Annotated in this window: 20 protein-coding genes and 1 riboswitch; of the genes, 12 read left to right on the top strand and 8 right to left on the bottom strand. The window is 44.7% G+C overall.

Annotation, left to right across the window (positions count from 1 at the left end; all coding sequences use genetic code 11):
- Positions 1-23 precede the first annotated feature (23 nt).
- Positions 24-163, bottom strand: a riboswitch (glycine riboswitch).
- Positions 164-412: 249 nt separating this feature from the next.
- The 5 genes from IEE84_RS08545 to IEE84_RS08525 all read left to right on the top strand — a co-directional run bounded on the left by IEE84_RS08545 (position 413) and on the right by IEE84_RS08525 (position 5,652).
- A complete protein-coding gene (locus IEE84_RS08545) occupies positions 413-733 on the top strand; it encodes a YcgL domain-containing protein (RefSeq protein ID WP_057760762.1) in 321 nt (106 codons plus the stop codon).
- Positions 734-994: 261 nt separating this feature from the next.
- Complete coding sequence (locus IEE84_RS08540) at positions 995-1,591, top strand: hypothetical protein (protein ID WP_191113871.1); 597 nt, start codon at positions 995-997, stop codon at positions 1,589-1,591.
- 299 nt (positions 1,592-1,890) lie between these two features.
- Positions 1,891-2,754, top strand: a complete 864-nt coding sequence (locus IEE84_RS08535) for an AAA family ATPase (protein ID WP_101205695.1) — start codon at positions 1,891-1,893, stop codon at positions 2,752-2,754.
- Positions 2,755-2,907: 153 nt separating this feature from the next.
- Entirely contained in the window at positions 2,908-4,131 is a 1,224-nt protein-coding gene (locus tag IEE84_RS08530) for a vWA domain-containing protein (protein ID WP_191113870.1), read from the top strand.
- 303 nt (positions 4,132-4,434) lie between these two features.
- Positions 4,435-5,652, top strand: coding sequence for a globin domain-containing protein (locus IEE84_RS08525; protein WP_191113869.1), 1,218 nt, complete (start codon positions 4,435-4,437; stop codon positions 5,650-5,652).
- A gap of 233 nt (positions 5,653-5,885) precedes the next feature.
- Here the strand turns inward: IEE84_RS08525 and IEE84_RS08520 are convergent, their stop codons facing one another.
- From IEE84_RS08520 to IEE84_RS08510, 3 genes are all read right to left on the bottom strand, one after another.
- Positions 5,886-6,698, bottom strand: coding sequence for a phosphodiester glycosidase family protein (locus IEE84_RS08520; protein WP_191113868.1), 813 nt, complete (start codon positions 6,696-6,698; stop codon positions 5,886-5,888).
- 104 nt (positions 6,699-6,802) lie between these two features.
- The gene (locus tag IEE84_RS08515; RefSeq protein ID WP_191113867.1) at positions 6,803-8,617 is read right to left on the bottom strand and encodes an FMN-binding glutamate synthase family protein; all 1,815 of its coding nucleotides are present in this window, start codon (positions 8,615-8,617) and stop codon (positions 6,803-6,805) included.
- Between the two features lie 163 nt (positions 8,618-8,780).
- Positions 8,781-9,608, bottom strand: coding sequence for an IclR family transcriptional regulator (locus IEE84_RS08510; RefSeq protein ID WP_191113866.1), 828 nt, complete (start codon positions 9,606-9,608; stop codon positions 8,781-8,783).
- A gap of 176 nt (positions 9,609-9,784) precedes the next feature.
- Between IEE84_RS08510 and IEE84_RS08505 the strand changes: the two genes are divergently transcribed.
- From IEE84_RS08505 to IEE84_RS08495, 3 genes are all read left to right on the top strand, one after another.
- Complete coding sequence (locus tag IEE84_RS08505; RefSeq protein WP_191113865.1) at positions 9,785-10,969, top strand: acyl-CoA dehydrogenase; 1,185 nt, start codon at positions 9,785-9,787, stop codon at positions 10,967-10,969.
- A 197-nt stretch (positions 10,970-11,166) separates the two neighbouring features.
- The gene (locus tag IEE84_RS08500; RefSeq protein ID WP_191115433.1) at positions 11,167-12,375 is read left to right on the top strand and encodes a CaiB/BaiF CoA transferase family protein; all 1,209 of its coding nucleotides are present in this window, start codon (positions 11,167-11,169) and stop codon (positions 12,373-12,375) included.
- A gap of 117 nt (positions 12,376-12,492) precedes the next feature.
- Positions 12,493-13,563, top strand: a complete 1,071-nt coding sequence (locus IEE84_RS08495) for a histone deacetylase family protein (RefSeq protein ID WP_191113864.1) — start codon at positions 12,493-12,495, stop codon at positions 13,561-13,563.
- Positions 13,564-13,627: 64 nt separating this feature from the next.
- Here the strand turns inward: IEE84_RS08495 and IEE84_RS08490 are convergent, their stop codons facing one another.
- Positions 13,628-14,389 carry an IclR family transcriptional regulator gene (locus tag IEE84_RS08490; RefSeq protein WP_191113863.1) on the bottom strand — a complete coding sequence of 254 codons (762 nt, stop codon included), beginning with the start codon at positions 14,387-14,389 and terminating at the stop codon, positions 13,628-13,630.
- Positions 14,390-14,609: 220 nt separating this feature from the next.
- On the opposite strand from IEE84_RS08490, the gene IEE84_RS08485 reads away from it, so the two are divergent.
- The 4 genes from IEE84_RS08485 (at position 14,610) to IEE84_RS08470 (ending at position 19,304) form a co-directional block, all read left to right on the top strand.
- Entirely contained in the window at positions 14,610-16,073 is a 1,464-nt protein-coding gene (locus IEE84_RS08485; RefSeq protein ID WP_191113862.1) for an NAD-dependent succinate-semialdehyde dehydrogenase, read from the top strand.
- Between the two features lie 201 nt (positions 16,074-16,274).
- Positions 16,275-17,537 carry a 4-aminobutyrate--2-oxoglutarate transaminase gene (gabT, locus tag IEE84_RS08480; protein WP_191113861.1) on the top strand — a complete coding sequence of 421 codons (1,263 nt, stop codon included), beginning with the start codon at positions 16,275-16,277 and terminating at the stop codon, positions 17,535-17,537.
- A gap of 87 nt (positions 17,538-17,624) precedes the next feature.
- Positions 17,625-17,801: a hypothetical protein gene (locus IEE84_RS08475; RefSeq protein ID WP_179799233.1), complete on the top strand. Its 177-nt coding sequence runs from the start codon at positions 17,625-17,627 to the stop codon at positions 17,799-17,801.
- Between the two features lie 60 nt (positions 17,802-17,861).
- A complete protein-coding gene (locus IEE84_RS08470) occupies positions 17,862-19,304 on the top strand; it encodes an APC family permease (RefSeq protein WP_191113860.1) in 1,443 nt (480 codons plus the stop codon).
- Between the two features lie 73 nt (positions 19,305-19,377).
- Here IEE84_RS08470 and IEE84_RS08465 read toward each other — a convergent pair whose 3' ends face one another.
- The 4 genes from IEE84_RS08465 to IEE84_RS08450 form a co-directional block, all read right to left on the bottom strand.
- Positions 19,378-20,751: an NAD-dependent succinate-semialdehyde dehydrogenase gene (locus IEE84_RS08465; protein ID WP_191113859.1), complete on the bottom strand. Its 1,374-nt coding sequence runs from the start codon at positions 20,749-20,751 to the stop codon at positions 19,378-19,380.
- A 97-nt stretch (positions 20,752-20,848) separates the two neighbouring features.
- Positions 20,849-21,964 carry an agmatine deiminase gene (gene aguA, locus IEE84_RS08460; protein ID WP_191113858.1) on the bottom strand — a complete coding sequence of 372 codons (1,116 nt, stop codon included), beginning with the start codon at positions 21,962-21,964 and terminating at the stop codon, positions 20,849-20,851.
- A gap of 68 nt (positions 21,965-22,032) precedes the next feature.
- Positions 22,033-22,902, bottom strand: coding sequence for an N-carbamoylputrescine amidase (gene aguB, locus IEE84_RS08455; protein WP_191113857.1), 870 nt, complete (start codon positions 22,900-22,902; stop codon positions 22,033-22,035).
- A 135-nt stretch (positions 22,903-23,037) separates the two neighbouring features.
- Positions 23,038-24,531 carry a Na+/H+ antiporter NhaC family protein gene (locus IEE84_RS08450; protein ID WP_101205679.1) on the bottom strand — a complete coding sequence of 498 codons (1,494 nt, stop codon included), beginning with the start codon at positions 24,529-24,531 and terminating at the stop codon, positions 23,038-23,040.
- Between the last annotated feature and the right edge of the window lie 129 nt (positions 24,532-24,660).

The following is a 24,660-nucleotide window of genomic DNA, read 5'->3' as shown; positions in this document are numbered from 1 at the left end:
AAATACTATCAAACAACAGTGACATGCGTTTTTCAGTCCTTTTACCTGAGCGATTGGCAGGGTGGATGCGCCTTCGGTGGTTATCTAGCAATTGCGATAGTTGTATAACCAATGGGGTTCAATACAAAATCTATGCTGATAAACTCTCTCCTGAAAAACGCTTTTATTATGAAAGGTTCAAAGCGCTTTTACAAGTCATCAAAGCCATTAAAATAAATAAATTTGGCAAAAATGATGTTTTGATAGGGCAGTCTGTCAAATAGGTTATGTTTTACAATGATATTTTTATCGCTCATATCAGCGTTTTATCTGTATCTTTTGACAAAAATTACCATAGCAAAACGCAAAGCGACTACTGGTATTTGCCTGAAATATGCTAACCTACGCCCATAGTTTCTGATAGGTGGTTTTTATGCATTGCGATATTTATAAATTTCCCAAACATGACGACATGTATATCTACATTGCGCGTCCTGATTATCCTGATGATACTGATGAAATCAAAGACTGGCTTGGTGTATTACCAAAAGATTTCCGTGCAGGTTTAGGCCGTAGTAAGTTCGTCATGCATCTGGACTTGTCGACTAAAGATAAGCTCGCTCGTGTTGATAAAGAAGAAGTACTGGCAAAACTACAGTCTCAAGGCTACTTTGTGCAGTTGCCGCCGCAAGACGTGATGCGCCGCCAAGCAGAACTGCGCGCTCGTGAATCGCAGGACAGCATCTATAATTAATGGATTTGTCAGCAAGTAAGTGTGGTAGGACATATCAGTACGCTACCTTGAAAATAGCGTCGATAAAAACCTACGACACACTTGCTCACATGCATTTGAGTAGAAAGTCGTGATAAACTGACACCCTACGCAATGTACATATAAGCCTACATAATGCATAAGTTCATTATGTAGTTGGCCTCATTCTGGTTCTACAGAACGCACATATACCGCTAGACACAGATTGTGTCACCGGCGATAAACGCAGGTAAATAAACACGCATGGACTGGTTAAAAAATATCTTACATAGCTTACCGCTAGAGTCTATCAGTGACATTCTCGGTGAGATTGCCATTTGGTGGGGCCAAATGGTAAAGGATGTCCCGCCCGCTGATTTGCCGATGTATGCTTATCTGGGCGGTGCTGTTTTGGTACTAGTGCTATGGATACTCGTTGCTCGTGTACTACCAAAGCCATTGGGCGGTATGAGCTGGATGGTTCTGTTTGCAGTATTATTAGCACCAGGTACTGCACTTGGCGATCCGAGCGAGCTTGCACCAGCCAGTATTAGCGTCGTCTATGCTGTGATGATGAAAGATTACGCAGGCGCGGTTGCCAATATGTTGCCGATATTGGTGATACTGGTCGCAGGGCTGTTTGTTGGTTTTGTATGGCAGCTGATACGCAGCGCATTTGCATCTAGCTTGGACAAAGCCCGCAGTCGCAGCGCAGAAGATACGCAGGCCACATTGCAAATGACCACAGGCAGTTATTTGCCAGAAGGCGCTACCGTAACTGAACAGCCTGAGACTAACGTGAGCTTAAAAAAAGACAGTACATCGGCTAAAAAAATGGCTAACGATACATCTGACAAGTAATAAAAATAGGCCAGGCGTTGAGACAAAATTATTGTCTTAAAAGTTATTTGATACCTGAATAAAAAGACACCATTGCGTGTCTTTTTTTGTGCCAGATTGTTTATTAGGCATATAAATAATTGCTCACTATACATTGCACATAACAATTGTTAATAAATGCGAACGCATGAGTATTTTGGCAATGCATCAGGCTGTGCTAATCTAATTTATCCTTCACTAACTTATCATTTATTAGTCATTTATGTTTTAGAACTATCCATTTATAACAATTTATCTATAACAACAATCGAGATCTGATTATGACCACAGCTGACAATACTAAGAAAAACTTTACTGGTACCAGTAGTTATATTGCTACCGATGATTTGCAACTGGCCGTAAATGCCGCTATGACCTTACAAAAGCCGTTGCTGATCAAAGGTGAGCCTGGCACAGGTAAGACGTTGCTTGCCGAAGAAGTCGCTGAAAGTTTGGGCATGCCATTGATTACTTGGCACGTCAAATCGACGACTAAGGCTGAGCAAGGACTGTACGAATACGATGCAGTATCACGCCTGCGGGATTCACAGTTGGGTGATGATAAGGTCTATGACATTGCCAACTATATTAAGCCAGGCAAGCTGTGGGACGCTTTTACCAGTACAGAGCGTAGCGTACTGCTGATTGATGAGATTGATAAAGCCGATATCGAGTTCCCAAATGATTTGCTACATGAGCTTGATAAGATGTCTTTTTATGTTTATGAGACGGGCGAGACCATCACGGCAGCGCAGCGTCCAGTAGTTATTATTACCTCAAACAATGAAAAAGAGCTGCCAGATGCATTTTTGCGTCGTTGCTTCTTCCACTATATTGACTTCCCAGAAGAAGAAACCATGCGCCAAATCATCGAAGTGCATTTTCCGGATATTCAGGAAAAACTGGTCAATGATGCGTTGGATATCTTCTATAAGCTGCGTGGTATTCAAGGTCTTAAAAAGCCGCCATCAACGTCTGAGTTGGTCGACTGGTTAACCTTGTTACTTGCTGATGATATGGCTCAGGACGAATTAGAAGAAAATCTGCGCGGCGAGAAATCTATTCCGCCTCTATACGGTGCGTTGCTCAAAAACGAGGCAGATGTGAGTTTATTACAGCGTTTTGCCAATATGATGCGTCGTTAATGTTTGCAGCTTGCGTTGACTTTAATATCTTGTGTCCGACATCGGATGTCTACTATGAAGGTCAATGCAAACGCTCAATCTGTAACTGTACCAATTAACGATATCAGCAATATCACCAGATAATAATATCAGCCAATAAGTGATACGACTCTTATGTTTATCAAACTATTCTATACTTTGCGTACTTATGGCGTGCCAGTCAGTACGCGCGAGCTGCTCGATCTCAATGCCGCGTTAGATAAAGGGCTGATGATGCAATCGCATCCTGAAGATCCAGCACTGACTACTTTTGCTAGCCGCGAAGATATGTATCGGCTGATTCGACTGTGCATGGTCAAAGATGAGCGCCATTTTGATAAGTTCGATCGGGCCATGGCGGATTATTTTGAAGGTGTTGATAGTCTCGATATGGATGAGCTATTAGCCAAGCTGACGGACGTGCCCAAAGAGTGGCTAGATCTAAAGCTCGATCCAAAGAATCTAACGGAAGAGCAAAGACGCCTACTAAAAAAGTACGGCTCGCTTGAAGAGCTGATGAAGGTGTTAGAAGAACGGTTAAAAGAGCAAAAAGAACGTCATCAAGGTGGCAGTAAATGGGTAGGAACGGGCGGCACTTCGCCATTTGGTGCCTATGGCGATCATCCAGAAGGCGTACGTGTCGGTGGTGAGTCTCGCAAACGTAGCGCAGCAAAAGTCTGGGAGCAACGCAAATATCGCAATCTCGATGACGATAATCAGCTCAGTACTCGCCAAATTCAAATGGCACTACGCAATCTGCGTCAGTTTGCGCGGACAGGCAGTGCTGACGAGCTTGATATTCATGAGACGATTAAGCGCACGGCAAAAAAGGGTGTGCTCGATATACATATGCAGGCAGAGCGCCGTAACCGTGTCAAAGTGTTGATGCTGTTTGATGTGGGCGGCAGTATGGATATCCATGTCGAAGCGCTCGAAAAACTATTTTCTGCGGCAAAAAATGAATTCAAAACCTTAGAGTTCTTTTATTTTCATAACTGTTTGTATGACTATGTGTGGAAGGACAACAATCGTCGCCATAGCGCACCGATGCCAACGTTTGAGCTACTCAATAAATATGGCCGTGAGTATCGCGTCATTTTCGTCGGTGATGCATCGATGTCGCCTTATGAGCTGATGACAGTAGGCGGCAGCGTAGAGTATATGAATAATGAAGCGGGCATTGTATGGCTGAAGCGTGTACTTGAGCATTTTGATAAAGTAACTTGGCTCAATCCTGAAAACCCGTCGTATTGGCAATATACACAGACCATCGTTGAAATTAAAAAGCTATTCGAAAATAAAATGTACCCGATGACGCTACATGGTGTTGAAGAAATGACTCAATATATGGCGCGGTAATTTTAATATTTAACCTAACTCCTAAAACCTGTTAACACAGCTTAAATCCTTATAAAAACAGCCGTTATGACAACATAGCGGCTGTTTTTTTGTCGATGCAAATAGGTTCTATAGTCATCCTATATTGGTATGTCTAGTAAAGTGTGTTAACATTCATTTTAAATGAATGTTATAGATATTCCGAATTGATCTACTAAAAATTTTGATGACCACTGCAAAAAGGTCTGCTTATTATTGCCAGTTTAGACGGATTATTTTTAACATCTTAATTTATCAATGTAATTAATGACTAAGAGAAACAACATGGCCTCACCAAAAACGTTAGAAATTGTCACCGCAACTGTTCCTGTACTCGAAGAGCATGGCGTTGCGATTACCACTGTGTTTTATAAAAATATGTTTAATGAGCATCCTGAGCTGTTAGATATTTTTAATGAGACCAATCAAAAATTGGGAAGACAGCAGACGGCGCTAGCGACGACAGTATTAGCCGCTGCCAAGCACTTAGACAAACTGGCTACGCTATTGCCACAAGTGACCCAGATTAGCCACAAGCATAGAGCCTTACAGATATTGCCTGAGCATTATCCTATCGTCGGCAAGCATTTAATTGGGGCGATAAAAGAAGTATTGGGTGAAGCGGCTACCGATGACATTATTGACGCTTGGACAGAAGCCTATGATGAGATCGCTTCGGTATTTATCCAGATTGAACATGGTATGTATGAAGAAGCAATGTGGCAGGGGTTTGCACCTTTTAAAGTGACCGAAAAGGTAGCGGCTGCTATAGATATCGCAGCCTTTACCGTAGTACCAGTCGATAATAGTGAGAACAAAACAGGTGATGATTTAGCAAACGCTCAAGATATTGATTTAAGCAAGTTAACCTTAACTGCTGGTCAATATATCACAGTAAAAACAGACCCAAAAGACAGCGACCATATAGCCTTGCGCCATTATTCTTTGTACTCTGCTAGTACCGATACAGGCATTCAGTTTGCGGTTCGACGTGACAACCGTAATGCGCATCATGGGCTGGTCTCTAACTATATGCATGATCAACTAGAAGTCGGTGATACGGTTTTATTATCGGCACCAGCTGGTGACTTTGCGCTCAATCAAGATTTGGTACAGCAAAATGATATTCCATTGGTGTTGATGAGTGCAGGAGTCGGGGTGACGCCTGTACTGTCTATGCTAGCGGCGCAAGTATTAGCCAATCCTAAACGTCCTATTATTTGGGTTTATGCATGTCAAAATACCGCCCATCATGCTTTTTCTGATCAAGTTAATAAACTACTCGAACAAGCTGAGAGTGTAGAAAAACATATCTTTTACTTTGAGTCTGGGCAGATATTAGATGAGACATGGCTTGCTACTTTGCCTAAGCCTGCCGATATCTATGTGTGCGGCTCGATGCCGTTTATGGAGAGCATGATTGACGGGTTAGTAGCATTAGATCATGGTGTCGATAGTGTCCACTACGAACCGTTTGGTCCTAAGATGAGCTTGGGTGGTTAAGTTTTTAACATATAGTCGGTAAACTACTAAACCGCTACGGCGTTATCCTCCTTAGATGTACTATTTGTACAATCTGCAGTCGGCTGCCTTGTACCCATTTTAGAGTTCTTTGACTATAATATGCAAAATAAACGTTTATAAAAAAGCACTTAGCGTGAAATCATCATGCTAAGTGCTTTTTTATGCAAAATACTATGAGAAGAAAGAGATTAACCTAAAAATATAAAGACATATTACTCTTTATTTTCAACCAATCCAATCATCACTCCCATCTCTTTTTTGTCTTGCTTATCGATACTGGGCGCATACAAAGCTGAGGCAATACCACCGTCTAAAAACAGCGCATTTGAACAACCCAGCTCATCCTTAAATAGCTCTGCAAACTGATAGAATGTCACAGGCTCATCGCTATTAACGAGCTGTATACTGCCATCACGGCAAACACCTGCACCATTACGCAGTTTGATTGAGCTGCTATCAGGATTGAACTGTGGATGTATCTCGTCATTGATGACCAGCATAGGGCCAGATTGCGTCGCATACCAAGGCTGCATATCACCACTGCTTATCTGCTCATTTAACGCATTACTTTCGGTGATTTGCACGTTGCCAGCTTTGTCCCACCACATAACCCCATTAGGTAATAGATGAAAATTACCGCCACCTTCTTTTGTATTTAGCGATTTGAGTTCTTTGCCTTCGATGACGGTATATCCAATCGGCGCATAGTTTTCATTATACATGCCTGCATTCATCGCAAAGTTGAGACTCTCATGGTTCGGTAATGTGGCCAATAACGTATCAAAGGTTAGCAGAGGCTTATTGTTATCAGAGGATTGCCAAAACAGTTGTAATGAATAACGCTCGCTCGCTAACGCGGTAGCATCCACTCGGCAAACGCTATAAGTAAAAGGTGTGTCTTCAGTCTGACATGACCAGCTATCGGTGTCGCTGCTAGCTGCGTCAGGATTTGTCTGCTGGCAGGCACTAAGGCCTAGCGCAAGCACTATCGTTGGTAGGGATAAGGTAAAAATAGAACTTGGCATCAATCACGCGTCTTTTAATGTACTAATTATTTAAGTTTGGTTGCTATCTACTGCTTAATTACACCTTCATTACTACTTTTTAAGAAAACGATTTAGGCGCTGATTCAGTCGCTAGTAGGCGGGAAGTCGCGGATTGTGTTATTCACATTACCAATTAATCGCCCACCATCGGTAAGGTTAGTCAAATGCTCAGAATTATATCCAGTGCTGTGTTCTGTTGGCGCACCAGTTTCTTTGCCCTTATCACGCGAGTCTTTGTTATAAGCAATGAGTGCGTCATTATTGGCTAAGAAGCTATCAGGGTTTGCCATGACCCACATCTGGTTAAATACATCGGCACGGGCACTATGATCGAGCAATGCGCCTTTATCAGCAAAATAGAAAAACTTGGATAACAGCTTAATCTGCCCATCATCTAGACGGCGTGCGATATGATACGGCTGTAATTGGCTAGGATGCTGTAAACCGACCGCGCCTACGATACTGGCAAGCGATTTTAGCGTGTTTTTGTGGAAACTTGCAACACGCTCAGCCTTACTAGGAACATCGAGCGCCTTTTGACGATACGGATCTTGGGTTGCCACACCTGTCGGGCAAGTGTTGGTATGACAAGAGCGCGACTGAATGCAGCCAACCGCAAACATAAAGCCACGTGCCGAGTTACACCAATCGGCACCTAGCGCAATCATGCGCGCAATATCGAAGCCTGATACGATCTTGCCACTGACGCCAAGCTTAATTTTGTCACGGATGCCTGCACCGACCAAGGTATTATGTACCAACAAAAACCCTTCGACCATCGGCATGCCGACATTGTCCATAAACTCGACTGGCGCTGCACCTGTGCCGCCTTCTGCACCATCGATAACGATAAAATCAGGATAGTTATCCGTCTCTACCATCGCTTTGACAATCGCCATAAACTGCCATGGCTGACCAATACATAGCTTAAAGCCAACTGGCTTGCCGCCCGATAGGTCGCGTAGCTGCTGCCAAAAGGCGACAAGCTCGCGCGGGGTGCTAAATGCAGTGTGCGAGGAGGGCGAGATACAATCTTGACCCGTCGGCACTTGACGAGTATCTGCAATCTCTTGGGTGATTTTGCTAGAGGGAAGGACGCCACCTTTACCAGGCTTGGCACCTTGTGAAAGCTTGATTTCAATCATTTTAACTTGGGGATCGACAGCTTTTTCAGCGAAAGACTGTGGATCAAAGTTACCATCATTATCACGGCAACCAAAGTAGCCTGTACCCAACTCCCAAATCAAATCACCACCAAACTTGCGATGATAAGGGCTGATCGCGCCTTCGCCCGTGTCATGAGTAAAACCGCCTAATTTTGCGCCTTGATTGAGTGCCATGATAGCGTTCGCTGACAGGCTGCCAAAGCTCATCGCAGAGATATTAAACACCGACATATCGTGTGGCTGCTGACAACGCTCACCGCCTACCATAATACGAAAATCTTTGTTTTCTAGTGGTGCACTGATGGTAGATTGCAAAAACCACTCTTTACCATGAGTATATAAATTATCTAGCGTACCAAAGGCGTTGGTGTCACTGACGTTCTTAGCACGTTGATAGACTAGCGCACGCTGCTGGCGTGAAAACGGCACTTGTTCTTTATCGTCCTCAAGCAAGTACTGGCGAATCTCAGGGCGAAAGTCCTCCAATACATAGCGAATATGTCCAGCGACAGGGTAGTTGCTCAGTATCGCGTGCTTGGACTGAACCAAATCATAAATACCAAGCGCCACAGCCAAACCACCGATCACAATCAGCCACCAACTTACCAATAATAAACCCGCCAATAGAATTAAAATCGCCGCGCCAAACGTGCTATAGCGAAGTAATAATCCGATCAAATATGGCGAGCTGGTTTTTGGTTCAGGGTTTAGATTGGTACGAGATTCAGGCATAACGAGGCTCAATAGTAATGATTGATATAGATAAGATGCTTACATTTGTCGCGTACATCATACACGCATGACGTCGTTACGTCGGTATCAATGGGTAACAGGGTTATAGATGGTGTCTTCGTTGATCCAGCCTAAACCTTGATTTTATTTGTTTCAAAGTGCTTTATGTAGCACTCCCAATCCGCTCCGCCAATGCCTGCAACTTAGGCACTATCATCGCAGCATACTCATCCGCTTCCCAGTTGGCACTTGGTACACTGGCATTAAGCGAATAAGCATATTGTCCTGTTGCGACATCATATACCCCAACCGCGACTGCCAATATGTCAGTAGAGAAGTCTCCATCAGACACGGTATAGCCGTATTTTTCATAATGCTCTGCCGCGTTGGCTAGAGCAGTTTGTGCATCGTTATATTCTTCAATGGATAAATTCTCTTGGAGATTACTAATGATGACCGCTTGTCTCGCTTGCGTACTTGCCGCATAAAAAGCACGCCCGATAGCAGTGCGTGCGACAGATACAGCGGAGCCAACCTGTAAGTTGACCGATAGACGAGCAGGACTACGGCAGCAGGCGTGATAACGCATTTCTCCTTCGACTTCGGTTGCCAAATTCACTGAAACTTCGTTTTCACTAGCGAACTGACGTAATAATGGTTCAGCTGCTGCCACCATATCATGGCGGCTCCATGCGGTCGCACTGAGACGCACAGCGCTACTGCCCAATTGATACTGTCCGTGCTCAGTGACACGTAAAAAACCAAGCGTGGTTAAAGTATGAATCAGGCGAGTAATGGTTGCTTTTGGCAGTTCAGTCATCTGACATAGCTGCTGATGGGTGAGCCGCTCATGGTGCTCAAAAGCTGCCAGTATAATCAGTCCTCTCCCCAACGCAGTTACAAACTGTCGGTCGTTCTCTTCCTTGTTTTGATTCATTGTTGCACGCATTCGTTCGAGTAGTGGAGTAGCTGTTGATAAGGGTTTTGTCATTTTATACTCATCTTTTTTTGATAAAGGTTTACAGGGCAGCGAAAGTTTGCTTAAATGGTTTTAAATTATGAAACTAAGTTTCGCACAGCGGAATAACGAAGTCAATGACTTGTTAGACCAACTGATGTATCAATCACTATTCGTCAGTCAGGATGACTGATACCAAGGAGATCCACATGGCAACATCTACTAGCCCACGCTTTGATTGGGAAGATCCTTTTTTACTACGTGACCAGCTCACTGAAGAAGAGCGCATGGTCACCGACAGCGCCCGTCAGTTTTTTCAAAAAGAGTTGATGCCTGGCATTATTGAGGCCAATCGCAATGAGAATTTCGATCGTAATATCATGCGTCAAATGGGTGAAATGGGTCTGCTTGGTGTCACGATTGAAGGCTATGGCTGTGCTGGTCTATCAAGTGTCGCCTATGGTCTGATCGCCAAGGAAGTGGAAGCCGTTGACTCGGGCTACCGTTCAGCGATGAGCGTGCAGTCAAGCTTGGTTATGCATCCTATTTGGGCGTATGGTACAGAAGAGCAAAGAGAGCGTTATTTGCCAAAGCTTGCTTCGGGTGAGTATGTCGGCTGCTTTGGTCTGACTGAGCCAGATTCAGGATCTGATCCTTCATCGATGTCTACTCGTGCGCGCGCTGTGGATGGCGGTTACGAGTTGACCGGTAACAAAATGTGGATCACCAACAGTCCTATCGCTGACGTGTTTGTGGTTTGGGCAAAAGATGATGCTGGCGAGATTCGCGGTTTTGTTTTAGACAAAGGCATGAAAGGATTATCTGCACCGAAAATCGAAGGCAAGTTTTCACTACGTGCATCAGTCACGGGTGAGATCGTCATGGACAAAGTATTCGTCCCTGAAGCTAATGCTTTTCCAGATATCCGTGGTCTAAAAGGGCCCTTTGGCTGCTTGAACAAAGCCCGTTATGGTATCGCATGGGGTTCGATGGGTGCGGCTGAGTTCTGCTGGAAAGCTGCTCGTCAGTACACGCTCGATCGTAAGCAGTTTGGTCGTCCGCTAGCGGCAACGCAGTTGGTACAGCTAAAGCTGGCTAATATGCAGACAGAAATCACCTTAGGTCTACAAGCGGCGCTACGTGTCGGTCGTTTGATGGATGAAGACAATGCAGCGCCTGAAATGATCTCACTTATTAAGCGTAATAACTGCGGCAAGGCGCTTGATATCGCTCGCATCGCTCGTGACATGCATGGCGGTAACGGTATCTCTGATGAGTTCCATATTATCCGTCACGTGATGAACTTGGAAGCCGTCAATACTTACGAGGGTACACATGATATTCATGCGCTTATCCTAGGCCGTGCACAGACAGGCATTCAAGCGTTCTTCTAAGCGTTTTTAGCTAATAATTTTTGGTAAAACTGTATTTTATGACGTACGTTACTGCTTGGCTTTTTATCAAAAGAGCATTAACAGTAGCGTACGTTTTTCAGTTGTTCTTCATGATTTAGCTATTTAAACGCTAAATCATGAAGAACAATTTTATGATTAAAAAATATGCGACAGAGTAAGGGAATCTCATGACAGATATGATTGATATGGCTAATATGCCAAAGGGCGCATTGCATGGCATCAAAGTGCTCGATTTATCGAGAGTGCTGGCTGGCCCTTCTTGTACGCAAGTGTTAGCTGATCTTGGTGCCGAAGTCATCAAGGTTGAGCGTCCGCATATCGGTGATGAAACGCGTCATTGGGCACCGCCAACATTCAGCGATGATACCTCCGCTTATTACGCTACGATTAACCGCAATAAAAAATCACTGACGGTAGATATCACTACGGCTAAAGGACAAGACATCATTAAGCAGCTAATTGCTGACAGTGATATTTTGGTTGAGAACTTTAAAGTCGGTGGTCTGAAAAAATACGGCTTGGATTATGACAGCTTAAAACAAGACAATCCGCGTCTGATTTATGCGTCATTGACAGGGTTTGGGCAGACAGGTCCCGATGCCAAACGCCCTGGTTACGATTATATTATCCAAGGTCTGTCAGGTCTGATGAGTATCACGGGTCCAAGCGATGGCGAACCGCATAAAGTGGGTGTGGCAGTCGTCGATTTGTTTGCAGGTTTGCAGCTAACGATTGGTATTCAGGCGGCACTATTGGCGCGTCAAAATACGGGTGTTGGTCAACATGTCGATGTGGCGTTGCTCGACAGTGCACTGGCTATGCTGGCCAATGTCGGCATGAATCATTTGGCCTCCGATAAGATACCGCCAAGACTGGGCAATCAGCACCCCAATATCGTACCTTACCAAGTATTTGCAGGTCAGGGTGAGCAGCACTTTATCTTAGCCTGTGGTAATGACAGTCAGTTCGCCAAACTGTGTGACGTGCTCGCAGTTGATTGGCATACCGATGAGCGCTTTACAACCAACCCACAACGCGTTGCCAATCGCGAATTGCTGTGCGGTGAGCTGACTAAGCATTTTGCCAAGCAACCACGCACTTATTGGCTAGAGGTTTTAGATCAAGCAGGTATTCCATGCGGCGCCATTCATAATGTGGCTGAAGCCTTGGCCATGCCGCAAGCGCAAGCGAGGAATATGGTTGTTAATTTCGCGGAGCAAGGCAGTCCAGTACGTGCACTTGGTAACCCTATCAAATTGTCCGCATCACCTGTCACTTATCGTACGCCACCACCGAAGTTAAGCGAACATACCGATAGTACGCTTGCTGGTTTGGGCTATGATAGTGAGATGATCGCTAAGCTAAAAGCCGATGGAATTGTTTAGAGTAGCGTCGGCAGCCGTATATTTACAGCGATAGAGACTAAACAGAAAAGCTAGGAAATGGAATTTCTTAAACAAAATAATATAAAGATAAGCAGTGTCAAACAAGGAATGTGACGCATGAAAATATACAGCCATGAAAACCTAAGTCTGCATAGACCGTTACTTTATTTTTCCTATGGGAAAATGCATGAACCGTTAGAAGTGCCAGAGCGTATGGTCGAGTTTTTAAAAGCGCCAGTGGCTTTGGGTCTAGAGGTCACTACTGCTACCGATGTTGGCATCGCACCAATATTGGCGGTTCATGACTTTGGTTATGTTGAGTTTCTCAAAAATGGCTATGACGAGTGGATGGCGGTTGAGGAAGATTTGGGTGCGCAGGTACAGACGGGAATTTATGTGCCGTATGATAACCCCGGTATAGGCATCATGGCAAAAGCGGCGAAGTATCAAGCGGATGACAGTGCGCCCATCAGTGAGCATTCTTGGACCTCTATCTATTGGTCTGCGCAAACTGCACTCAACGCAGCTGAAGCCCTGCTAAACGATGATGCATCAGACATCGAGTGTGCCGACAGTCGTATACAGCTTTGCTTTTCACGGCCGCCTGGTCATCACGCGCGTAAGAGCGCTGCGGGTGGGTTTTGCTATCTGAATAATGCTGCCATCATCGCCGAACATCTACGGCAGAAATACGCAAAAATCGCCATTATCGACACTGACATGCATCACGGACAAGGTATCCAAGAAATATTCTACGACCGTAAAGACGTGCTCTATACCTCGGTACATGGTGACCCCGTTAATTTTTATCCAGCAGTGACAGGGCATGCGTTTGAAAAAGGCATAGGCGAAGGTGAGGGCTACAATATCAATTTCCCGATGCCACATGGTACTGATGAAGCAGGTTTCTTTGAATATATTGATAAATCTATTGAGGCGGTGGCGTTATTTGATCCTGATGTGATAGTTCACGTACTGGGCTTTGATGTCTACGAAAACGATCCAGAAGCAAGATGTGCTGTTAGTACAGAAGGGTTTAAAATATTGGCACAAAAAATGAAAGCGCTAAACAAGCCATTGATCGTCTTATTGGAAGGTGGTTATTACATTCAAAAGCTCAATGATAATCTACAAGCATTCCTATTAGGACTGATGGACGAGAACAGCAATAACGGCAGTAGTATTTAAACCAAATTAAAAGTAATAAAATAGGTCGCAGAGTTTGCCACTACACTTTGCGACCTATCATTTATCAATTTGCAGTAAAGCCTAAATGCTGCTCGATTTGCTCGGCCAATTCAATCAATACCGCACTGACCTCAGCCCGTTTAGACTCATACTCTCCTTGCAAAAAACTCACGGCCATACCAGCAACCGCATTGCCTGACGCATTACGAATATAAGTCCCTAAACAGTACATCCCATCGCGCAATTGTCCATCATCGAGAGACACTCGGCTTTCTTGTATCGCCGCAAGCTCAGTTGCCAAATCGGTAAAATTACTCACCCCATGCTGGGTCATCGGCGTCGGAAACGCATCTTTATACAATGATCTAATACTGTCCATAGATAACGTGGATAGCATGGCTTTGCCTGTCGCCGAAAATACCGCAGGTACACGAACGCCTGCACGAAAGGTAAATCCAAGGGGCGCAGGGGACTCATGACAAGCCAAAAATACCACTTCGCCCAAATCAAGCTTTGACAAGGTAACCGTGTGCTGAAGAAGTACCGGATACTGCACAATCAAATCTTTAAACAACTGCACCACGCCTTGCTGCTGCTCGTATTTTCCTGCCCAGTACATTAAGTATGAACCCAAATAAAAGCGGCTTTCAGGGTCTTTATAAATGACATGTTTGGTCAATAGACTCTGCAAAATGTTGTGAGTAGAGCTACGCGGTAGCCCAAGCTCTTTTGCGATATGAGCCGCTGTTAAAGGCTGTGAGCTATCAGTAATCAAGTCCAAAATCTGAAACGTTTTGTCTAGCGCAGGCACGGCAGTCGAGCTCATAAATAACCTATAAAGTGAAATAAAAGAAAGAAGTACAAGATAATTTTTAAAATAATGAGATTAAGGGTTGCAAATCGCGTCATATCGTTCTTATAATGACGTCTCGTATATAGAATACGTGTTCAGTATATTGAACAAATAATGAATTATCAATAATTATTTACGACTTACCAATGTATCCATTCTTATAAATACATCCTATATGACAAGGAGCGTCAACATGTCACACGCGCTGCAGTTATCAAATCCAGATTTACTCAAACAATCTTGCTTCATCAAAGACGGCTGGCATGCTGCTAGTGATGAAGCTGTACTTGATGTCAACAATCCTTTTAATGGCGAGCTCATTGGTACTGTACCAAGCCTTACCACAGAAGATGTCAACGAAGCCGTTGCTTACGCTCATGATGTCCAAGCAGACTGGGCAGCGAAAACAGCCAAAGAGCGTGCAGAGTTATTGCAAAAGTGGGCTGATCTGATCGATGCCAATAAAGAAGATTTGGCTATTATCATGACCGCTGAGCAAGGTAAGCCGCTGACGGAATCACGTGGTGAAGTAGGCTATGCTAACAGCTTTATCCGCTGGTTTGCTGAAGAAGGCAAGCGCGTCTATGGTGATGTAATTCCTGCTAATAGCACGCAGCTACGTCACGTTGTTCTCAAGCAGCCAGTTGGTGTTTGCGCCGCTATCACGCCTTGGAACTTCCCAGCTGCGATGATCACGCGCAAAGTTGCTCCTGCACTAGCGGCAGGCTGTACGATTATCGTCAAACCTGCCACCGAGACACCGTTCTCAGCATTGGCACTTGGCGCTTTGGCAGAGCAAGCAGGTATTCCTGCAGGCGTTATTCAAGTCGTCACTGGTAAGTCTTCTGTCATCGGCGACATCCTAACGGGTGATGCACGAATTCATAAGCTGTCATTCACTGGATCTACAGAAGTAGGTCGTATGTTGATGGCACAATGTGCACCGACTGTTAAAAAACTATCGTTAGAGTTGGGTGGCAACGCACCATTCATCGTCTTTGATGACGCCGATCTAGAAAAAGCCGCTACCGGCTTAATCGCTTCTAAATATCGTAACGCTGGTCAGACTTGTGTCTGCGCCAACCGCGTATACGTTCAAGACAGCATTAAAGACGAGTTTTTAGATATCTTTGTCAAGAAAGTCGCTGAGCTAAAAGTTGGTAACGGTTTGGAAGAAGGCGTAGATATTGGCCCTCTAGTCAACAAAAAAGCATTAGATAAAGTCCAAGCTCTTTTAAAAGATGCTCTGGATAAAGGGGCGAAACTGGTCACTGGCGGTAGTATCAATGATGCTTCAGAACTGACTTATAACCCAACGGTTATCACCGATATTAGTAGTGATATGGATATCGCTTCTGAAGAAATATTTGGACCAATTGCAACCATCTTTACTTTCAAAGACGAAGCAGAAGTTATCCGTGCTGCTAACGATACTATCTATGGCTTGGCCGCTTACTTCTATAGTAGCGACTATGCACGCTCATGGCGTGTTACTGAAGGGCTAGAGTACGGCATCATCGGTCATAATACTGGTCTAATTTCTACAGAAGTTGCCCCGTTTGGCGGCGTGAAGCAGTCTGGTTTTGGCCGTGAAGGCTCAAAATATGGTATCGAAGACTATATTACGACCAAGTACTGGTGCTCTGATATCACCTAATAGCTATAACCTAATGAGTTGGCTTAATGGTTAGCAAAGTAACAATTAGCAACGCATCAACTAGCGAAAATTTTTGGATATCTGTGGTGTTTTAGCTCAAATAAACACCATTTGATATCTACTGAGTACAAAAATAGACATCAAATGAACCGCCAATCTCTAGATGGCACTTATGTTACGAACACAGAAAAGGACATTCCCATGACGACTACCAATCAATCATTACTTGAGCGCCGCAAAGCTGTCTTACCAACAGGACTTGGGGTTGCCTTTCCTATCTTTGCAGAAAGAGCAAAGAACTCAGAAATCTGGGACATCGAAGGCAAGCGTTATATCGACTTTGTCGGTGGTATCTCAGTATTGAACACGGGTCATAGCCATCCAAAAATTACCCAACGTGTCCATGAGCAGTTAGACAAATTTACGCACACTGCGGCGCAAATGATTAACTACGAATGTTACGTGGATTTGGCTGAAAAGCTGTGCGAAAAAGCACCCATCAGCGGCGATACCAAAGCATTCTTTTTGACCACTGGCGCAGAAGCGGTTGAAAACTGCATCAAGATTGCTCGTGCTAAAACCCGTCGTCCAGGCGTGATTTCTTTTGTTGGTGGCTGGCATGGTCGTACCATGATGTGTATGAGCCTGACAGGCAAAGTGTTGCCATACAAAAAGAACTTTGGCCCGATGCCAGGACCTGTGTTCCATGCGTTGTTCCCTGCAGAAGAGTTGAACGTAACAGAAGCGCAAGCGCTGCACAGCCTTGACATGATCTTCCAAGCAGATATCGATCCTAGTGAAGTGGCTGCAATGATTATCGAGCCAGTCCAAGGCGAGGGTGGTTTCCATCAAGTAACGCCTTCATTTGCTAAAGCATTGCGTGAGATTTGTGATGAGCATGGCATCGTGCTTATTTTTGACGAAGTACAGTGTGGTTTTGCGAGAACCGGTACTTTGTTCGCCACTGAACAACTAGGTGTTGAGCCTGATCTAATGACTGCTGCGAAGAGTTTGGCGGGTGGTTATCCTATCTCTGCGGTCATTGGCCGTGCTGACATTATGGATGCGCCGCAAGTAGGCGGCTTGGGCGGTACTTATTCTGGTAACCCATTGGCTTGTGTGGCGGCGCTTGCAGTTATGGAAGTTATTGAAGAAGAAAACTTACTTGAGCGTAGTATCGAGATTGGCGATACCATTGCTTCATTTTTAAAAGGCTTGAACCTTAACAGTATCGGTCATATTCGTTATAAAGGCGCGATGCTAGCGTTTGAATTGATTGATAGCGAAGGCAAGCCTGATGCCGCCGCAGCAGCCAATCTAAAAGCAAAATCATTTGAGCAAGGCTTGCTATTAGCGTCTTGTGGTATGTATGGCAATGCCATTCGTGTGATGGTGCCATTGACAGTTGAAGATGAAGTGCTACAAGAAGGCCTTGATATCATCAAAGGTATTCTAACGGCATAAGCAATACTGAGTGTTATTTACTTTAGCGATGGAGCGCTTTTAACCAAGTACAGCTAGTTCAAGTACCTATATTGGTTAAAAGATTGTATGAAAGATAACGGCAAGGTTGCCCTTATAACACTCGCTTTGAGTGAGTTTTTTAACGGCGCCTTGCAAGTCAAGACGCCGTTTTTGTTTTTGCTGTTTGAATACTATACCGATAGCAAAGTTAAACTTTGCGGCGACGCGACAGACACAACAAACATGATGGGTATGATCCCATGAAACAAAAATAGTGTAGCTGTAACAGGCTCACACGGATGAAACACAGACAAGGAGTAGGTTATGTCTGAATTAAAAAAGTCGCTAGGGGTGTTCGATATTATTGCACTGGCATTCGGTGCAATGGTTGGTTGGGGCTGGGTTGTACTGGCAGGTAGTTGGATCATCTCGGCAGGTATATGGGGCGCAATTAGCGCCTTTTTGATAGGCGGTCTGGTAGTTGTATTGATTGGTGTGACGTATGCTGAACTTGCGGCCTCTATGCCAATTACTGGTGGTGAGCATACTTATACCCACCGAGCACTAGGGGTTAATGTCTCATTTATTTGTTCATGGAGTATTTTGTTCGGTTACTTCTCAGTCGTCGCGTTTGAGGCCGTGGCGCTGCCCACCGTCGTCGAATATATTATTCCCAATTATAGCCAAGGGTATCTTTGGAATGTTGCTGGCTGGGATGTTTACGCCACTTGGGTAGGCGTCGGGATGCTTGGCTCAGTGATTGTTACTTGGCTGAACATACGCGGTATGGAAGTCAGCGCGTGGTTTCAAAAAACAGCAGTCGTTGGTATCTTTCTAGTAGGTATATTACTGTTCGTAGGGGCGTTACTGTTCAGTCCTGAAACCTCTAATACCGTACAAGCGCCTAACTTTATTGGCGGTATGGGTGGCATCATGACGGTGATGGTAATGGTACCGTTCTTATTCGTTGGCTTCGATGTCATTCCCCAAGCTGCAGAAGAAATCAATCTATCTCGTCCGAACATCGGTAAGTTTTTGATTGTCTCTATTATTATCGCGGTGCTGTGGTATGTAGCAGTCGCTTGGAGTGTAGGCAAGACTTTACCGCTATTACAGGCGAAAGACTCAACATTGGCAACGGCTGATGCGATGACCAATGCTTGGAATGGTAAATGGGCTGGTACGTTACTGGTTATTGGCGGTGTGCTGGGTATTTTGTCGAGCTGGAATGCGTTTCTTATCGGTGGTAGTCGTCTGCTATATGCTATGGGCAAAACGCACATGTTGCCACAGTTTCTATGCAAACTGCATCCGAAATACAACACACCCGTTAATGCGATTTTATTGATCGGTGGTCTTGCGACACTTGCCCCATTATTTGGTCGCAAAATGCTGGTATGGATTGTGGATGCTGGCGGGTTCGGTATTGTTATTGCTTATACTTGTGTGGCCCTGTCGTTCCTAGTGCTGCGTTACCGTGAGCCTGATATGGTACGTCCGTTTAGAGTACCAGCAGGTAAATTGGTTGGTATTATCACTATTATCCTAAGTCTTGGTATGTTGGCGCTATATCTACCAGGTATGCCATCAGCACTTGTCGCTATTGAGTGGTGGATTTTCCTTGGCTGGATTGTACTTGGTGGGGTATTGTACGGTTATGCTACGATGAAGAATCCTGGTAAGAGTAAAGATATTATGGATCACGAGCTGCGCGAGCTAAAAACGGCTAACCAGCAATGGTTAAAAGAAAATCCATATAAAAAGTAGGATTACTTATCGTTAATAAAAAAGCCTAACGTCAAACGTTCGGCTTTTTTTATTTAACTAAGGTTTCAATCTATTAAGACTTATCACGAATCAGCTTATAGTTTAGGAATTCAGTGATGCCAAGAGTGCCAAGCTCACGGCCAAAGCCTGAACGTTTAACACCGCCAAATGGCGTATTGGCCTCAGAGCCAGAAGGCGCATTGATAGTGACCATACCTACTTCTAGTTTGTCAGCAATTTCAGCAGCCAGTGCCGCATCTTGCGTTTGGATAGACGCACCCAGACCGAAAGGCACGTCGTTGGCAATCTTGATAGCATGGTCGATATCATTTGCTTTATAGACGACTGCTACAGGACCAAACAGCTCCTCACGATACACATCCATGGATTCAGTCACATCTGTCAGTACCGCAGGCTTAAACCAAGCACCAGGCTTGTCTTTGTCCATGCCGCCTTCTACCAATACTGTCGCCCCTGCTTGGATAGCGCTGTCTAACTGCGCTTGCAAGTTGACCGCAGCGGCTTTTGATGACATTGGGCCAATGAATGTATCTTCTTTAAGTGGGTCGGCCAAAGTCATGTTGCTGACCGCATTGGTAAAACCTTCAACGAATTTATCATAGACAGATTCAATGACGATCAAACGTTTGGCAGCATTACAGGCTTGTCCAGTATTACCAAAACGACCAGAGATAGCGCCTTGTATTGCTTGCTCGATATCGGCATCGGCTGCGACGATAAAGGCATCTGAACCGCCCAATTCTAAAACGACTTTTTTGAGTGCGCCGCCAGCTTCTTTTGCCACAGCTTGTCCAGCGCGTTCAGAACCTGTTAGCGAGACACCTTGTACGCGTGTGTCATTGATGATGGTCGCTGATTGCTCATTGGTTGCAAAAATATTATTGTAAACACCCTCAGGTACGCCTGCATCTTTAAAGATATCGACGATAACTTCTGCGGTGTTTGGACACTGCGGTGCGTGTTTTAGAATAATTGTATTACCCGCCATAAAGTTTGGCGCGACAAAACGGGCTACTTGGTAATGTGGATAGTTCCACGGCATGATACCTAGTAGCGCACCTACAGGGTGTTTTTCTACCGATGCTGACCCTGAGTCTACATCAATAGTGTTTGGCGCTAGTAGCTGCTCAGCGTTGTCTGCATAGTAGCGATAGATATCGGCAACCAGACCAATTTCGCCTTTTGCTTGCGCAACAGGTTTGCCCATTTCGTTGGCAACGATACGTGATAGCTCGTCTTGACGCTCAAGATAGATATCAGCGATTTTATGCAGTAGTGCACTGCGCTCATTTAATGGTACTTTACGCCAGTCTTGATAAGCAGTGTCGGCTTGCTCAATGACTTGTTGGATATCTTGTTCAGTGGCGGTAGGGTAAGTGGCTTCTATTTCGCCAGTGGCTGGGTTATTAACTTGATAATCGCTCATATTGTGTCCTTTATTTTAAAATATTATTGGGTTCAAAATCCATTTGGGTCTATATTTTTATGCGGGTACTTTTAATTAAAGCTTTTGATTAATGCTTTTAGTTATTGCCTTTGATTGATGGTTTTGGTTGTTGCTGCGTAATACAGTGAATATTACCGCCACCAAAAACAATCTCTCTTGTTCGTACTCCCACTACCTGATGCTGAGGAAAGACTTTTTCAAGCTGCTCGATGGCGAGTGCATCATTTATATCATCATATTGCGGTACGATGACCGCATCATTACAAATCAAAAAGTTGGCATATGAGGCGATACAAACATCACCCGTTAGGCGAGGTTTGGCGTCATCAGACTGTACAATGTCATAATCATCAGGCAAGGTCACTGGCTGCTGAGTGCAGCATAGCTTATGGACTGTTAGTCGTCTGCCTTTTGCATCAGTCATATTTGAGAGCTGCTTATAGGCTTTTTGCGTTGCTTCATAAAACGGATTCTCAGGGTCATCAGTGAATAAGCAAACCACTTCACCAGGTCGTGCAAAGCAAGCGATATCATCGATGTGACCTGTAGTCTCATCAGGGTCGATACCATCATCAATCCAGAGCACTTTTTGGACATTGAGATAGGCTTTTAGCTTGTCCTCAATTTGCTGCTCATTCAGATGTGGATTGCGTCCTGGGCTTAGCAGGCACATACGCGTGGTCAGAACCGTGCCTTCACCATCGACATGAAACGCGCCGCCTTCCATGACAAAGTCATCCGTTCGATAACGCGGAATATCTAGCTGCTCACACAAGCGTTCTGCAATTTTATCATCGTCATCCCATGGCGAGTAAAGGCCATCATAGTCTCCGCCCCACGCATTGAATGTCCAATCACAAGCGCGTAGCTCGCCTGCGTCATTGATTAAAAATGTCGGCACAGTATCACGCGCCCACGCATCGTTGCTAGGCATAGAGATAACGTCGATATCATCAGGTAAGCTATCGCGGTACTGTTGATAATCGTCAGGATTGACCAGTACGCCAACTTCACAAAACTTGTTAATTGCCAGTGCAACATCAGCATAAGCTTTCTTGGCAGGGATTGCTTGTTGTCGCCAGTTATCAGCACGGTATGGCCAGACCATCCATACCTTTTGTATTGGCTCAAACTCTGCTGGCATATAAAAGCCATCTTGCTGCGGGGTTGAGTCTGTCAATAATATAGACATAAAATCACCTTATCGTACACGAGCGACTATAAAAATAGTGAGAGTAAACTAAAGAGACGAAAATCAAATTAACCGTGAGTGAGCAATGTGCCATACATCGATGGACGACGGTCACGGAACACACCCCATTGTTGACGATCGATAGCCAGTTGATCTAAGTCAAAGGTGGTACTAATCACTTCGCTAGTATCTACTGACGCTTCTTTTATAATGTCGCCGCGGCCGTCGGTAATGAATGAGCTACCATAAAACTGCATCGTGCTGTCATTGCCATTTTGGCTGATGGTTTCAGTACCAATGCGATTGGCTGCAATAACTGGCATCAGGTTGGCAGCAGAATGGCCTTGCATACAGCGCTGCCAATGACCTTTTGAGTCGATACCGAGTGTCGGCTCATCACCAATGGCAGTGGGGTAAAACAGCAATTCGGCACCCATCAATGCCATGCTACGGGCGCATTCAGGGAACCATTGATCCCAGCAGATACCGACACCAATCTTAGCGTATTTGGTTTGCCAAACCTTAAACCCCGTATCACCAGGGGTAAAATAAAACTTCTCGGCATAAGGAATACCATCTGGTATGTGCGTTTTGCGATAAGTGCCCAGTATCTCGCCATCGGCATCGATCACAGTGATGCTATTAAAGAAAGTATTGCCTGATTTTTCATAAAAACTAATCGGCAGTACCACTTCTAGCTCTTTCGCCAGTTTTTTGAAGTGATTGATAGCTGCATTGTCTTCGACTGAAGTTGCAAGCTTAAAATAATCAAAGTCATGAACTTGGCAGAAGTAGGGCGTCTCAAACAATTCTTGAAGTAAGATAATATTGGCACCATCGTTGGCCGCTTTTTTGACCAAGTCAGTCGCGGTCGCAATGTTTTGCTGGATGTCCCAGCCGCATGTCATTTGCGTAGTCGCCACAGTAACGTTTCGCATGATCTCAATCCTTTTATTGATAGATAAGTAATACTATATATAGATGATGATTCGTATTTGCTAACGAACAATTTCTCATCATTCGTTAGTGTATAGCGACAATAGTTAAGTCCATATTGGTCAAGTTTTATCGGCTTAAGCCATCATATAGCCCAATCCTAAGAAGGTCACGACGGACAGTCCTGCACCTAACATCGCATACGGGAACTGGGTAAAGGCATGCTGCATGGGTGAGCAGCCAGCACCTTGCGCGGCAAGTAATGATGAATCACTAAAGAAACACGCATGACTACCGAATGATGAAGCTGATAATAATGCGCCAATCATAAGTGGTGTGCTCACGCCAAGGGCGAGCGATATTGGGAACACGATAGGCATCGCCAACACGTACAGACCCCAGCTTGATGAAGTGGCAAAGGTCAAGAAGGCCATGACCGCAAAGATAACCGCAGGGAAGATAATAATGGTCATATAAGGCGTGATAGCTTCAATCACATACATGGTCATACCAAGCTCATCGTTGATTGCTTTTAGGAAAAAGCCACCAATAACGGTCGAGAGTGGGTAGAGCATGACTTTAAAGCCTTTAAAGATAGCTTCAACTTGTGTCTCAAAGCTCAAGATACCTTGCATCCAGTAGACAACGACCGTCACAAAACAGGTCAATAGGGCCCCGCGTAACAAATCGATTTCAAAGTAAACGGTTGAGACAATCAATAGAATCATCGGAAAAGCAAAGTTAGCAATATTGGCTTTGAATGACAGCTTGCGCTTGGCTTTGACGTTTGAGATCAGTTGCTCTTCGACAAATGCTTCAGGAACAGGGTTACCAGCCTTGGCGCGCTTCTCTGCTTTTTTCATCGGTCCCCAATCGCCCAATATGCCATAAGCAACCAAGAATACAATCAGTAAGGCAAACCAAGCATAGGCCATGTAAGGGATTGCGCTGATATAAAGCCCGATACCTTCACCGTCTGCTGCTACGCCGTTTTCTTCTAGCAGACCTGCAAAGTAAACGGCCCACGTAGAGATAGGTACGATGATACACATAGGAGCGGCGGTCGAATCGACGATATAGGCGAGCTTTTCACGAGAGACGTTATAGACGTCAGTGAGTTTTTTAACAGAGGTAGATACAGCAAGACAGTTTAAATAATCATCGATAAAGACCACAACGCCCAAAGCAAATGTGGCCAACAATGACTGACGACGCGACTTGATGATTTTTTGTAGCCATTCACTAAAACCATCTAGGCAGCCACTGATTTCAAGGAGCTGAATTAACCCGCCCATCAGACCACAGACGAGGACAATCCAGATAATGGTCTCGTTGCCCAAAACCATCGACATATTGTCTGCAAAGGGGGAAACCAGATCAAAGGGGTTGAGCATCACAAGGCCAGCGACGCAGCCTGCGATCATAGACTCAAATGGTCGCCTAGAGACGATGGCGGTGACTAATACTAATAATGTGGGTAATAAAGATAAAGCACCCCAAGATTCATCTGGTCCACGGCTCATGGATAGCCAAGCAAAGGCCAGATAGATAACAACGGCTACTATTACGGTGAGAAAGACTCGCTTGTTATGATAATGCCCTTCGACAGCATCATTGAGTTTCATGTTCATACTTGCGCTCCCTGTAGAACCTCATTTTTTAAAACAAACTCTATTCGGTGGTTGATGCTCGACAGCCAGTAGCGAATCAACTTTCTATCGAGCTTCCTATCACAGCAATCCATTACTGTGATAGGTCAA

Origin of the sequence: Psychrobacter sp. 28M-43, assembly GCF_014770435.1 — a bacterium.
Lineage (GTDB): Bacteria > Pseudomonadota > Gammaproteobacteria > Pseudomonadales > Moraxellaceae > Psychrobacter.
Note: the sequence above shows the minus strand (reverse complement) of the source record. Positions and strands in the feature narration are given on the sequence as shown.

Coding starts and splice junctions, on each gene's coding strand:
- IEE84_RS08545 (WP_057760762.1), top strand. CDS start 413: ATGCATTGCGATATTTATAAATTTCCCAAACATGACGACATGTATATC.
- IEE84_RS08540 (WP_191113871.1), top strand. CDS start 995: ATGGACTGGTTAAAAAATATCTTACATAGCTTACCGCTAGAGTCTATC.
- IEE84_RS08535 (WP_101205695.1), top strand. CDS start 1,891: ATGACCACAGCTGACAATACTAAGAAAAACTTTACTGGTACCAGTAGT.
- IEE84_RS08530 (WP_191113870.1), top strand. CDS start 2,908: ATGTTTATCAAACTATTCTATACTTTGCGTACTTATGGCGTGCCAGTC.
- IEE84_RS08525 (WP_191113869.1), top strand. CDS start 4,435: ATGGCCTCACCAAAAACGTTAGAAATTGTCACCGCAACTGTTCCTGTA.
- IEE84_RS08520 (WP_191113868.1), bottom strand. CDS start 6,698: ATGCCAAGTTCTATTTTTACCTTATCCCTACCAACGATAGTGCTTGCG.
- IEE84_RS08515 (WP_191113867.1), bottom strand. CDS start 8,617: ATGCCTGAATCTCGTACCAATCTAAACCCTGAACCAAAAACCAGCTCG.
- IEE84_RS08510 (WP_191113866.1), bottom strand. CDS start 9,608: ATGACAAAACCCTTATCAACAGCTACTCCACTACTCGAACGAATGCGT.
- IEE84_RS08505 (WP_191113865.1), top strand. CDS start 9,785: ATGGCAACATCTACTAGCCCACGCTTTGATTGGGAAGATCCTTTTTTA.
- IEE84_RS08500 (WP_191115433.1), top strand. CDS start 11,167: ATGATTGATATGGCTAATATGCCAAAGGGCGCATTGCATGGCATCAAA.
- IEE84_RS08495 (WP_191113864.1), top strand. CDS start 12,493: ATGAAAATATACAGCCATGAAAACCTAAGTCTGCATAGACCGTTACTT.
- IEE84_RS08490 (WP_191113863.1), bottom strand. CDS start 14,389: ATGAGCTCGACTGCCGTGCCTGCGCTAGACAAAACGTTTCAGATTTTG.
- IEE84_RS08485 (WP_191113862.1), top strand. CDS start 14,610: ATGTCACACGCGCTGCAGTTATCAAATCCAGATTTACTCAAACAATCT.
- gabT (WP_191113861.1), top strand. CDS start 16,275: ATGACGACTACCAATCAATCATTACTTGAGCGCCGCAAAGCTGTCTTA.
- IEE84_RS08475 (WP_179799233.1), top strand. CDS start 17,625: ATGAAAGATAACGGCAAGGTTGCCCTTATAACACTCGCTTTGAGTGAG.
- IEE84_RS08470 (WP_191113860.1), top strand. CDS start 17,862: ATGTCTGAATTAAAAAAGTCGCTAGGGGTGTTCGATATTATTGCACTG.
- IEE84_RS08465 (WP_191113859.1), bottom strand. CDS start 20,751: ATGAGCGATTATCAAGTTAATAACCCAGCCACTGGCGAAATAGAAGCC.
- aguA (WP_191113858.1), bottom strand. CDS start 21,964: ATGTCTATATTATTGACAGACTCAACCCCGCAGCAAGATGGCTTTTAT.
- aguB (WP_191113857.1), bottom strand. CDS start 22,902: ATGCGAAACGTTACTGTGGCGACTACGCAAATGACATGCGGCTGGGAC.
- IEE84_RS08450 (WP_101205679.1), bottom strand. CDS start 24,531: ATGAACATGAAACTCAATGATGCTGTCGAAGGGCATTATCATAACAAG.